The sequence below is a fragment of the Fibrobacter sp. UWR2 genome (assembly GCF_002210285.1).
GTDB lineage: Bacteria > Fibrobacterota > Fibrobacteria > Fibrobacterales > Fibrobacteraceae > Fibrobacter.
Genome location: NZ_MWQE01000001.1, coordinates 454,848 through 467,338 on the forward strand (window position 1 = coordinate 454,848; position 12,491 = coordinate 467,338).

The 12,491-nt window shown below is 55.7% G+C and carries 11 protein-coding genes; 1 reads left to right on the forward strand and 10 read right to left on the reverse strand.

Translation table 11 applies throughout. The annotated features are described in order from the left end of the window. Positions 1-3 precede the first annotated feature (3 nt). A complete protein-coding gene (locus B7994_RS01775) occupies positions 4-687 on the reverse strand; it encodes a DUF4956 domain-containing protein (protein ID WP_088636754.1) in 684 nt (227 codons plus the stop codon). A 287-nt stretch (positions 688-974) separates the two neighbouring features. Here B7994_RS01775 and B7994_RS01780 point away from each other — a divergent pair, with 287 nt between their 5' ends. Then, entirely contained in the window at positions 975-1,712 is a 738-nt protein-coding gene (locus B7994_RS01780; protein WP_088636755.1) for a porin family protein, read from the forward strand. A gap of 97 nt (positions 1,713-1,809) precedes the next feature. Here B7994_RS01780 and B7994_RS01785 read toward each other — a convergent pair whose 3' ends face one another. The 9 genes from B7994_RS01785 to cmk all read right to left on the reverse strand — a co-directional run bounded on the left by B7994_RS01785 (position 1,810) and on the right by cmk (position 12,474). Further along, positions 1,810-3,081: a hypothetical protein gene (locus tag B7994_RS01785; protein WP_088636756.1), complete on the reverse strand. Its 1,272-nt coding sequence runs from the start codon at positions 3,079-3,081 to the stop codon at positions 1,810-1,812. A gap of 123 nt (positions 3,082-3,204) precedes the next feature. Next, on the reverse strand, positions 3,205-3,993 hold the full coding sequence (locus B7994_RS01790) for an ABC transporter ATP-binding protein (RefSeq protein WP_088636757.1): 789 nt from the start codon (positions 3,991-3,993) through the stop codon (positions 3,205-3,207). 18 nt (positions 3,994-4,011) lie between these two features. Next, on the reverse strand, positions 4,012-4,794 hold the full coding sequence (locus B7994_RS01795) for an ABC transporter permease (RefSeq protein WP_088636758.1): 783 nt from the start codon (positions 4,792-4,794) through the stop codon (positions 4,012-4,014). Then, a complete protein-coding gene (gene dnaB / locus B7994_RS01800) occupies positions 4,794-6,218 on the reverse strand; it encodes a replicative DNA helicase (RefSeq protein WP_088636759.1) in 1,425 nt (474 codons plus the stop codon). The genes B7994_RS01795 and dnaB overlap by 1 nt, the downstream gene beginning before the upstream one ends. Positions 6,219-6,282: 64 nt before the next feature. Then, positions 6,283-7,092 carry a hypothetical protein gene (locus B7994_RS01805; RefSeq protein ID WP_088636760.1) on the reverse strand — a complete coding sequence of 270 codons (810 nt, stop codon included), beginning with the start codon at positions 7,090-7,092 and terminating at the stop codon, positions 6,283-6,285. Further along, entirely contained in the window at positions 7,085-8,443 is a 1,359-nt protein-coding gene (locus B7994_RS01810) for a phosphopantothenate--cysteine ligase family flavoprotein (RefSeq protein WP_088636761.1), read from the reverse strand. The genes B7994_RS01805 and B7994_RS01810 overlap by 8 nt, the downstream gene beginning before the upstream one ends. 68 nt (positions 8,444-8,511) lie before the next feature. Continuing rightward, positions 8,512-9,789, reverse strand: a complete 1,278-nt coding sequence (locus B7994_RS01815) for an FISUMP domain-containing protein (protein WP_088636762.1) — start codon at positions 9,787-9,789, stop codon at positions 8,512-8,514. Positions 9,790-9,978: 189 nt separating this feature from the next. Next, positions 9,979-11,769 (reverse strand): 30S ribosomal protein S1, encoded by a 1,791-nt coding sequence (gene rpsA / locus B7994_RS01820; RefSeq protein WP_088636763.1) that lies wholly within the window; start codon positions 11,767-11,769, stop codon positions 9,979-9,981. 36 nt (positions 11,770-11,805) lie between these two features. Then, a complete protein-coding gene (cmk, locus tag B7994_RS01825) occupies positions 11,806-12,474 on the reverse strand; it encodes a (d)CMP kinase (RefSeq protein WP_088636764.1) in 669 nt (222 codons plus the stop codon). Positions 12,475-12,491: the final 17 nt, after the last annotated feature.

A 12,491-nucleotide genomic window follows, 5' to 3' on the forward strand; every position in this document is an offset into this window, starting at 1 on the left:
CCCCTACATTTCCGTCGTGGCATCCTGCATCATGAACTGCACGTCCGAGATGCCATCAAGTTTTGAAAGCTCGTTCAGGATTTCTGCGGCGGGCTTTGTGGCACGGAGCCTAATCTGGTAGGCCACGTCGAGGCGGGCTCCGCCATCGACTTCGCGCATGGTAATCAGGATGAACGTCTTGAGACTCGTCTTCATGATCTGTTCGACCTGGGCGCGGACCGGGCCTTCGTTGGGGAGGGCGAAGCGGAGCATGCCGTCAAAGAAGTGCTTGGTGCCAAGCCCTGTGCGGGAGAGGAGGAATGCCACGCAGCAGAAAGCGACCGTACCACCGGCGGCAGCACCCCAGGCGTACACGCCGCAACCGATACCTGCGCCTAGCGCAGCGAATATGAACATGATATCTCGTGGATCCTTGAAGCTCGTACGGAAGCGGACGACCGAGAGGGCACCCATCATACCGAGGCCGCGGCCGACGTTATCGCCGATGGCCTGCATAATCATTGCCGCCGCGACCGAGCTCAAGACGATGCCCTGGACGAAGTTGCGGGAGTAGGAAAGGCCGAGGAACGTTTTTTCGTATGTCCACCCGATCATGGAAGAGAGGATAAAGGCCAATGTAAGCGTGTAGATCAGGGTAATGATCGTAGCATTGGTCGTACTGGATTGGACCGCAAGAAGGTCGAGCATAGCATCTCCATTTATTAATTGCTTTTTGTCTCCATAATCTACTTAAAAAAGCCGTTTTTTAGGGCGTTTTTCTGTAAAAATGGGTCAACAAAAACATGTTTAATTCCTTAAAAAAGGTGTAGAGTGATGTTTTCACCCGAAAAATAGATAAAAGCACCCCAAAACACACGTAAAGAAGAGTTTATAAAGCGAAATCCGTTGTAATTTGGTACACCAGCGGGCGCTTGAAATCGTTGAAAAACATTCAAAAAACTTCCTATATTTACAGAAAATTTACAGGAGGAAAGATGAACCTTTCTAAAGCATTTGCCACTGGAGCGATTGCCGCTACGTGCGCGCTTGCCCAGGAGAATGTTCAGGCTGCTGACCAGGGTAACACACAGCCGGTTGCACAGAGCGCAAGCAAGGCTGTGAATGCCGACAAGATCGGCTTCGGGCTACATGGCGATTTCGAGTACGGCTTCCTTTACGGTCTCGAACAGGACTGGAACGGTGGCGACGAGACCGACGCTCCTTCGGGAATCGGTCTTGACGTGGGTGTGCGCGGTCGCATCCCCATGACGAACTTCTTGCAGTTCAACCCCGAGGTGAACTTTCACTACATTAGCCTTACACAGTCGGACGAAGGGACAAAGAGCAGGTTCACGCAGATGGACATCGAGGTTCCCCTTGCCGTACGCGCATTCGTTATCGACATCTTCTATGTCTCGGCAGGCATTCAGGCAAACCTGAACATCTATTCCGATGCCTCGCTGGAAACGGAAGACGCTGTCGATGTCGAGAATGAAATCTTTGTCGACATGGATGACCTGCTTGAAATCGATGTGGAAAATTCCGCCTTCACTCTCGGGCTCGTGTTCGGCGTGGGCGTCAACATCATGGACCGCCTCACGTTCGATGCCCGCCTTGTTCTTGGCGTGACGGATGCCTACGTTGAAAGCGACGATGCCGAAAGTTCCTGGCTGGTACTTGACGGCTCGAAACTGATGAGCTTCAAGTTCGGTGTCGGATTCTGGATCCTGTAGGAATTCGGATTCCGGAATAGGGAACTGGAAAGTAGTTTGTATAAAAAAGAAGCCCGCTCGATTGAGCGGGCTTCTTGTATACTCTGATTTGGTTGGATTACCAACCAATGCCGCATTCGATGGGTGCGTTGTCGGATCCGAGAGTGACCTTCACCGGCATAGCGTATTTCCCAATGGTGTGAGCAACTTGCATCTTGCTTTGTACAGAAACGTAGTTGACACCAGAAAGGGTAATGCCATCTATGGATACAGAATACGAAGTGTTGCCTCCGTTACAGAATACAGTGCAGGTTTGGTCGCTGTTGTGCCATCCCTGCGGCAAGTCTGCAACCAGGCTGTATTCGCCAGACTTGTCGAAAGTGACTCGGTCTTCGGTTGACGAAATAGAAAAGTCGGGAATGTCAGAGTTGATTGCCTTCGCATCGGGGCAGGTGACAGTTACGACGGTGTTGTCATCGTTGGCGACGGCAACGGAAACGCCCTTGACCTCTTCGCCCTTCGTAGTGACCGCGGCAGTTGCGGCTTGGCCCGTGGCATCGGCGGTGGCGCCGGTCCAGGTATAGCTGATGATGTTCGCTCCGGTAGAGGTGCAGCCGGAGAGGATCCACGAGGCGGATTCTCCCTTCGCAATATCAGGTTGGAGGTTGTCGCCCGAGCACTTGCAGCCCGTGATAGGAATGCCGTTCACCTGGAGTGTCTTGCTGCAGGTAATCGTCTCGGAACCAGTGGCGAGGGACACCTTGACGGTGGCGGTCTTCTTTCCGGACTTGGAGTAACTCACTTGACCAGAGGTTAAGGAACGGGCTACAGAGGATGTCGTCGGTGTTCCGTCTTCGAAAGTCCAATCGAACTGGACAGTGGAAATTGCCGTAATGTCTAGGCCCGGTCCCCTGGTGAACTTCCAGGTTGTCGGAGTGTTCAGTTCCACCGTTTCAGTAGCGGGAGCGCAGTCTCCAAGGCCGGTTAGCGGCGTTTCGGAGGAAGAGGAAGACTGTACGGGAGGCGTAGAAGAACTGCTGCTGTTACCCGGGCCGATGGGGCCAATCGAGGAGAACGGCATGAAACTAGAAGAACTTGCCTTGACGGAGGACACCGGCGTAGAAGAGGAGACGGGTGCCTCGCTAGAGGACGACTCGAGTTCGCTTCCGTTTGCCTTGATCATCTCGTTGTAGCAATCGAGATCTTCGGTGCACTGGTTCTTGGCTTTTTCTATCTGCGTAGAAAGCTGAAGACCGCCTTCATCTGCATTAAGCATTGCCCTAATAAAGTCATCGTCTGCATTCATGGGTTCCACGGTACCACCGCCGCAGGCCCAAAAGCCGGCCGCGACGCCGATAGCGGAAAGACCTATCAAAAGTTTCTTCTTCATACAAAACCTCTTTTGAGGAAATTTACATTAATCTTTATAAAAAAGGACGCCTGAAACAATTTTTCGTGAAAGAAAACACAGAAAAAACTGCTTTTTAGCCCCAAAAACGGCTTTTTTGACCCTCTACTGCTCCTCGTCGACCGAAATTTTCCGCTGTCCGGTGATGAACTGGTGCACGTAGGGGTTGCTGGTGTTCTTGATCTCGTCGACAGTCCCGACCTCGATGATGCGTCCGTTCAGGAGCATCGCGATGCGGTCGGCCACCTTGAAGGCGCTCACCATGTCGTGGGTCACCACCACGGATGTCACCCCGAGCTTGCTCTGCATGTCGAGGATGAGGTCGTTGATGACGTCGCTCGTGATGGGGTCGAGGCCGGTTGTCGGTTCGTCATAGAGGAGGATCTCGGGGTTCAACGCGATGGCGCGGGCAAGGGCTACGCGCTTGCGCATACCGCCCGAAAGTTCGGAGGGCATCTTGGTGCGGAACTCGGGGACGAGGTTGATCATCTGGAGCTTTTCGGTCACCACGTCCTGGATCTGCTTCTCGGAAAGTTCCGGGTGGTGCTCGCGGAGTGCGAACGCGATGTTCTCGCCGGTGTTCATGGAGTCAAAGAGCGCGCCCATCTGGAAGAGCATGCCCATTTTTTTTCGGATGGTATGGGTGTCGAAGAATTTCGGCGTACTGATGGTGACACCGTCCACGGAAACTTCACCGCCGTCCGGTTGCAGCAGGCCGATCATGTGCTTCAGGATGACGGACTTGCCGCCACCGGACTTGCCGATGATGACCATGGTCTCGCCACGGCGGATATCCAGGTTCACGTCCTCGAGCACGGTCTGCGGGCCGAAGGACTTCTTGAGCCCCTTCAGGCGGATGGCGATATCATTTGGGTCTATCTTTACGTTAGGCATAGTCTCACCTGCAATAAACTAGAAGAACATGATGGCGTCAAGTATAAAGTCCGAGATTAGGATCATGAGGCAGCTCGACACGACGACGTTCATTGTGGCAAGCCCCACGCCACGCGCGCCGGGCTTGGCGTTGATCCCGTGATAGTAACCGAGAACGAAAATCAGCACACCGAACACGAGCGACTTGATCATGCCTGACCAGAGGTCCATGGAATCGAACAGGTACTGCATGCCGGTGGTATAGGTATACGTGGTGATGTCGAGGCCGAGTACGCATACGATCCAGCCGCCGATAAGGGCCAGCGCGTTCGAGATGGCGGTAAGGCATGGGATCATCGTCATGAAGGCAATAAAGCGAGGGAGGGCGAGATAGCGGTAGGGTTCGAGCCCGAGCACCGTATAGGCGGCGAGTTCCTCCTTCTCCTTCATGCTCCCGAGTTCTGCGGCGACGGCACTGCCCACGCGGCCCGAAAGCACGATGGCCGTGAGCAGGGGGCCAAGTTCGATAAGCACCATCTTGCAGGCGGCTGTTCCGACGAACTTGTCGGCCACCAGGTTCTGGAACTCGAACTCGGCGCACACGGTCGCCACCATGCCCGTGAATATGGAGGTCACGAACAGGAGCGGGAGGCTCGATACGCCGATGGAGATCATCTGCTTGACGATGAGGTCGGGATTCTTGAAAACATGCGGCATCTGCTTGAGGGTCAGTAGCAGGATACAGAGGACTTCGCCGATACTCGAAATCCCGTCGACAATGACGTGCCCGATCCATGCTACTGGTTTAAGCAGAATAGACATTACTGGTAGTCTCCGAATGAGTAGCCGCTGGCCTGCGGGTCGTCGCTGTAACTATATTCGCTATCGCCGGCACCACCGTCGCCTTCTTCGTTAGTGGCGTCGTAGAACGTGGTGTATTCGGGGACGAACGAGAGATCGATGTCCCTGACCGAACCGTTACGGTGCTTGGCGACGATGAGTTCTGCCTTGTACTTGTCTTCGTCCTTGTGGGTGCGCACGAACTGGCGTTCCACGAACCAGACCATGTCGGCGTCCTGTTCGATAGAACCCGATTCACGGAGGTCACTGAGCTGGGGCCTTTCGCGCCCCTTCTCTTCGACCTTACGGCTGAGCTGTGCGAGCGCGATGACGGGAATCTGCAGTTCCTTGGCCAGGATCTTGAGACCGCGGGAAATGGCGCCGATAGCGACCGCACGGTTTTCTTCGCCGCCGGTTTTCATCAACTGCAGGTAGTCGATGATGAGCATGTCGAGGTTGCCCTTGCGCTTCAAGTCGCGGGCCTTGCTCATGAGTTCCATGATGCCGAGGTCGGCATTGTCGTCCACATAGAGCGGAGCCTGGTTGATGGGGGCGACCGTCGCGATGAGCTTGCGCATTTCTTCGGGCGAAAGCTTGTTGTTGCGGAGCTTGCTCTGGTCGATCTGTGCCCTGGAGCAGAGCAGGCGCTGTGCGAGTTGCACGCCGTCCATTTCGAGGCTGAAGAACGCCACGTTCTTGTGGTAGTCGATAGCCGCGTTTGCTGCAATCGTGAGGGCAAACGAGGTCTTGCCGACGCCAGGGCGCGCTGCAAGGATAATCAGGTCGGAATTCTGGAGGCCGTTCGTGAGCTGGTCGAGTTCGGTGATTCCCGTTGGCACGCCCGTGATGCCGTCCTTGCGGTTGTTCAGGCGGTCGAGGAGCGGGGTCACGAAGTTCTCGATGGGCTTGAGCGAGTTTTTCACCTGCTTTTCGGCGATGGCGAAAACATCCCTTTCGGCAGCCTGCAGGACTTCGTCCGGGCTGTTGGAGGCGTCCATCGCCTTCTTGATGGTTTCCGACGACATCTTGATGAGCTTGCGGAGCACGTACTTGTTGCGCAGGTGCTGGAGGTTCCAGTCCACGTTTGCAGACGATGCGACGCTTTCCATCATTTCGAAAATGTATTCGCGCCCGCCAGCCTGGGGGAGCTTGCCCGCCTTCTCGAGTTCGGCAGGCAGGGTGAGCATGTCGATGGGGGTTCCCTGGCTGTACAGGTTCTTCATGGCATGCCAGATTAGCTGGTGACGTTCCAGGTAGAAAAACTCGTCTTCGGAAACCACCTCGATGACGGGGGCGATTACATTCGGGTCACGGAGAATGCCACCCAGCAAATAGCGCTCGGCGTCGCAGTCCATCGGGACTTGGCGGCCTTCGAACTTATCGCTTTCTTTTGCAAATTCTGCCATTTCTGCTTCTTCTGTCGTCTTCTGTTATCGAATGATGCTAATGTGCTGAAATATAATTTTTGGTTTACGCCTTGAAGTAGGAACACTTGGGAATATGGACTTTCCAGGTGACCCACTTGAGCTGTTTGTCCTTGGACATTTCGACCGCGTCGACAAGAGCGCACGTCTTGACGCCCGAAAACTCGAGATCCGTTCCGGCGAGGTCGTTGAAGTTCTTTCCCTTGCCGAATACCTGGTGGAACAGGGGCTCACCGAAGGTGGCCATGACCTGCGGGGCAATGAAGGAGAGTTCCTTTGTGAGCATCTTGCGGAGGGCCGTTTCGAGCAGGGCAGGGATGTTCTTGGCGACAGCGCTCTTGTAGAAGTAGCTGACCCCGATTTCGCCTGCGGAAATGTTCAGGTTCGCAAAGAGCCTTACGAGCATGGCGCCCGGTTCCGACGAGAAGAAGTCGGCCGTATCGGGAAGCGGGCGCGGCATCAGGAGCAAAAGTTTCGGATTCGTGGGGCCTGCGTAGCGGGCGAGGTTGCCTGCATTTGCGTAGACGGCTTCGCCCTGGATGGCTTCGTAGAAGGCGTCCAGGGATTCCGCGGATTCGAATGCGGCTGCGGTCTTCTTGACGGCAGGGCGTGCGGCGGGCATCGCCACTGCGGGCATAATAGGAGGTTCCGGTGCAGGTGCTGCCGGTGCGGTATGCACGGGCTGCGGTGCGGGTTGCGGGTGTGCCGGTATAGCAGGCCTTGGTACAGGGGCGCTGGCTGCGCGCTGGGGCTTCTGGAGCGTCCAGGGCTCGTCGAGGTACACGTCGGAAAGGCCCATGTCTATCTGGCCTTGCAGGTAGTTCTGCAATTCGCTAAAGTCAAACTCTTCAGGCATCTGTCTCTCCGCGGCTCTCTTGTAGTTCGTTCAAGGCAAATTCAACAATCTCAGTGGCGAGGTCGACCTTGCCGCCCAATTTCATTTCGGGGATCTCGGTACCCGGACGGATGAGGGTGTAGCGCACGTCGTCATGGCCGAAACCGCTGCCGCTTGCGACGGGGGCGTTCAGCAGGAGCGCGTCGGCACCGCTCTTCGTGAGTTTTTCTGCAGCGTGTTCCTTGAAGTGGTCGGTCTCGAGGGCAAAACCTACGATGACCTGGCGCTTGTCTTCGTTACCGCTGGCAGTGCGGGCGGCGGTGCAGTCGCGCAGTATGTTCGGATTGGGCACGAGTTCTATGGAAAGCTGGCTCCTGCTGTCCTTGATTTTTTCGGCGGCGGCGGTTTTCGGACGGTAGTCCGCGACAGCCGCGCAGTGGACAATGACATCGGCAGAGGGCTGTCGGGCCATGACGGCGTCGTGCATTTCCTGGGCGCTGCGTACGCGCGTCACATGGATGCCATCCGCGAATTTTGCTTCCATCGGGCCTGCGACGACTTCGACCTCGAAGCCGTTCGCGTAGAATACGGAAGCGAGCGCGACGGCTGTCTTGCCGCTGCTGCGGTTGCTGATGTAGCGGACCGGGTCAATCGCTTCTTCGGTGCGGCCCGCGGTCAGGAGCAACTTCTTGCCGTGTCCGGGGAGGGTTTCGTCCAGAGTCGGGTCGATGTCCTGTGCGACAGGGAATGCCGGCGGTTCGGGGGCGTTGCGGGGATGCCCCCCGCTAGAAGGGGTAGCGGAAGACGCGCGAGCGGCTGCAGCGAGGGGAGAGCCCTCCCCTTCCAAAAATTCAACAATCTCTGCCGGTTCCATCAGGCGGCCTTGCCCCACTTCACCGCAGGCGAGTACCCCCGCAGGCGATTCAAGAACGGTTGTGCCTTCGAAGCTGCGCAGGACTTCGAGGTTGCGTTTGACGGCGGGGCTGTTGTACATCGCGACGTTCATCGCAGGGGCAATGACGCGCGGGCACGTGCAACTCATGAAGCAGAGGCTCACCGGGTCGTCAGCGATGCCGCAGGCGAACTTGCCGATGGCATTTGCCGTCGCGGGTACCACCAGGTAGAGGTCGGCCCAATGCGGAAAATCAATATGCTGGAAGGGGCGCGCCTCGACGGCTCCGCTCTTGAGGTAGACGGGGCACTTGCTGAGGCTTGCAAAAGTTAACGGCGCCACGAATTCGGTGGCGGCATCGGTCATGCATACGCGTACCGTGGCTCCCTTCTTCTGCAACAGGCGCAAGAGTTCGCAACTCTTGTAGGCGGCGATTCCGCCCGAAACGCCAAGGAGGATCTTCTTTCCAGCTAGTTCCATATAATGCAAGATAGAAAAAGGCCGGCATGGCCGGCCCTTTCAGGGAAATATTTCTTGCAAGCAAGCGGTTAATTTCTAGCGCAGCGAATCGGAAGTGCAATATCCTTCTTGTATTTTGTGAAGACGGCGTCTTTCCTTTCGCACGAGAACTGGACGCCGTAACCCTTGTCGGCCTCCTGGAACGGAGTCGATGCGGTCCAGTATTCCGCCATGCCACCGTAGTTCTGGACATGCTCGTAGCCGTAGTAATCCATGTATTCCATGTGGCCACCAAGATCTGCGGTAAAATCAAACGAGTTCAGGCCGCGAATGCCTCCATGGCCGTACCACTGTCCGTAGCATTCCATTCTTTCCCTGAGAACCCACGATGCATTTTCGAGGCCGCCAATAAGAATGAACAAGCCTTCCCATTCTTCGATTGTCGGCAGGTGCCAGCCTCTGGGGCAAATGCCTCTCAGCGTTTCGGGGAGATTGCAGTCGACCGAATCATGGCAGTTGATATCGCTGTTCTCGTAAGTGTAAATGGAATCGATGGCTGCCGCCCACTTGTAGTAGCGGCCACCGGTTTCACAGCTGTCCTTGCACCAGAAATTGTTCTGCAGGCTGGGGGTCTGGACGCTATCGATGTACCTGAGGTCTTCGGCCATCCACTTCTTGTTACCGATGGTAACATAGTAATACAGCGAACTGTCGCGCACATCGCAGAAGCTAGTCGAGGGATTAAAGGGAATGCCGCCGCAAAGAGGATATTCCTGTTCGTTCTGGAGGGAGACATCGAGTGTGTCTCCGCTGCATACGAATTTGACCCCATTCCTGGTTTTAGCAACGGTGCAACCGCTGCCGTCATCGCCCTTTTCGCCCTTTTCACCCTTCAGCGAAGCGAGCCATTCTTCTTCTGTTCCTGTGAAACCGGCTGCAACAGCCTGTTCGTAGGCCGACTTGCCATCAGCACCGTCGTCGCCCTTTTCGCCGTCGTCACCCTTGTCGCCATCATCGCCCTTTGCTCCCTTGGCGCCATCGTCGCCTTTATCGCCCTTGTCTCCCTTGTCGCCTTTTTCGCCGTCATCACCCTTGTCGCCCTTATCGCCCTTTTCTCCCTTTTTGCCGTCAAGGCCCTTCACTCTTGTCCATTCGCCTTCGTAGCAGTAGTAGAGCATTGCGGAATCCGCCACGAACACCATGTCGCCGGCGTTATCCTTGGAGCAGTCGCCAAGTTTCTTGAACGTGGCTACCGACTCTACGCCTTTTGTTTCCGTAATGTTGTCGCCGCAAGCGGCGAGACAAAACATGGAAGTGACGATTCCTGCTGCGAAAACTCCCCAGCATTGCTTGCTTTTCCCGACCATCGATTTCTCCTTGTATTGTAGAAATAGGAATGCTAATTTGTTCCGAATGGATAAAATGTAACGAATAATTTATATAAATAGCAGTAATTTGTCGATAAAAAATAGAACGAAAAATCCCGTGGTTTTACCCACGGGACTTTTAATGCTGCAAGTGATTGCCGCACTCCTTACGGAGTGCACAACGGCAACTTACTTGGCTTCTTCAGCGGCAGCTTCTTCGGCCGGCTTTTCAGCAGCCTTCTTCTTGGTTGCCTTCTTCTTCGGAGCGGTAGCTTCGCCAATCGTCGTGCCCGATTCACCCGGCTTGTGGGAGTCCATCCAAGCCTTGAGTTCAGCGGATTCGCGGTTCTTGAAGTAGTCCACCACGGAGAGGTAGATCTTGCGGTTGTTCTGGTCGATCTCGGTCACAACAGCCGGAACTTCGTCGCCAACCTTGAATGCATCGGCCGGAACCTTGATGTATTCAGCGGTGAGCTTGGAGACCGGGATGAAGCCTTCGATACCGTCGTTGAGTTCAACGACGACGCCGCGGTCGAGCATACGGACGATCTTGCCCTTCACTTCGGCATCAACCGGGTACGTGGTTTCGATAGAATCCCACGGGTCTTCGGTGAGGTGCTTCATGGAGAGGGAAATGCGGCGCTTTTCCTTATCGACAGCGAGCACGACGCATTCGACCTTGTCACCCTTCTTGACCATTTCGTTCGGGTGGGTAATCTTCTTGGTCCAGGACATGTCGGAGACGTGGATGAGGCCATCAACACCTTCCTTGATTTCGACGAATGCGCCGAAGGAAGCGATGTTGCGGATTTCGCCAACCACGCGGGCACCCGGGGGAAGTTCGGTTTCGATGGAATCCCACGGATCGCTTTCGAGCTGCTTCATGCCGAGAGAGATGCGTTCGGCATCTTCTTCAACCTTGAGCACAACGGCTTCCACTTCCTGACCCACAGAGAGGATCTTGGAGGGGTGCTTGCCGTGCTGGGTCCAGGACATTTCGGAAACGTGGATGAGGCCTTCGACGCCAGAATCCAGTTCGACGAATGCACCGTAATCGGTGATGGAAACGACCTTGCCCTTGACGATAGCGCCTTCGGGGTAGCGTTCGGCGATGTCCTTCCACGGATGCGGCTTGAGCTGCTTCATGCCGAGAGAAATGCGTTCCTTCTTGTCGTTGAAGTCGAGCACCATGACTTCGACTTCCTGGCCGAGCTGGACCATTTCGGTCGGGTGGTTGATGCGCTTGTAGCTCATGTCGGTGATGTGGAGGAGGCCGTCTACGCCGCCGAGGTCAATGAACGCACCGAAGTCGGTGATGTTCTTGACGAGGCCCTTGCGGACCTGGCCCTTCTCGAGAGTTTCGAGAACGTCGCCACGCTGCTTGTTGCGTTCTTCTTCGAGAACGACGCGGCGAGACACGACGATGTTGCGGCGAGCCTTGTTGACCTTGATGACCTTGAGGTCGAATTCCTGACCGATGAGGGCGTTGATATCCGGGATCTGACGGAGGTCGATCTGGGAGCCCGGGAGGAAGGCGTCGATGCCGAACAGGTCGACAACCACACCGCCCTTGATACGCTTGGTGAGCGTGCCGCGCACGACTTCGTTGTTTTCGAATGCAGCGTGGATGCGATCCCACACGCGCACGAAGTCGGCCTTCTGCTTCGAAAGGATGAGACGGCCGTCTTCATCTTCGAGCTTTTCGACAAACACTTCGATTTCAGAACCGATTTCGAGAGAGTCAGATTCCTTGAACTCAGCGCGGTCGATAACACCTTCGCTCTTGTAGTTCACGTCGATCAGGACTTCCTGGTCGTTGACCTGGCTGATCTTGCCCATGACGAGCTTGCCCTGTTCGAGGCAGCCCATGCCGGCATACACGTCGGCGTTCTGCTTGCGGAAGTCCGGGGAGCATTCACCCTGGGCGGCAAGGATTTCGGCGAGATCTTCAGCGGTTCCGAATTTGAGATTTTGAGACATATTGTTTAGATTGGGTTGTGGAACAAAGGATTCAGGCTACGCCACTACACCTACGTAGTCAAGAATCTTTTGGACCTGTTGTTGGATTGAGATGTGTGTAGTGTCAATTTCTATAGCGTCGTCCGCCTTCTTTAACGGGGCGTTCGCGCGGGAAGAATCCAGACGGTCGCGTTCGACCAGGTTTTCGAGGACTTCTTCCAGGGTAACTTTTTCGCCTTTTTCAAGGAGTTCCTTGTAGCGGCGTTCAGCGCGGACTTTCACGTCCGTCACCATGAAGAACTTGTACTTTGCGTCGGGGAACACGACGGTGCCGATGTCGCGGCCATCCAGGATGCAGCTCTGCCTCTTGCCGATTTCGCGCTGTTGCGCCGTCATGGCGGCACGGACGGAGGGGAGGGCGCAGTAGATGCTCACGTTGCTCGACACCTTCATCCCGCGGATTTCGCTTTCGCGGCACACGCCGTTGATGAGGATGTGGTTTTCGGAGTCGAACCCGAGGGTGAGGTTGGAGAGAAGTTCGTCCATCGCGGGGCCTTCTTCGGCCGGCAGTCCCTTGTCGAGGGCGGCGAGTGTCACCGCGCGGTACATGGCGCCCGTGTCGAGGTAGGTGATACCCAGGGTCTTGGCCACGATTTTCGCGGTCGTGCTCTTTCCGGTGCCGGAGCCGCCGTCAAGGGCTATGACAAAATTTTCAGAACTACTCATGAGTGGGCGCAAATATA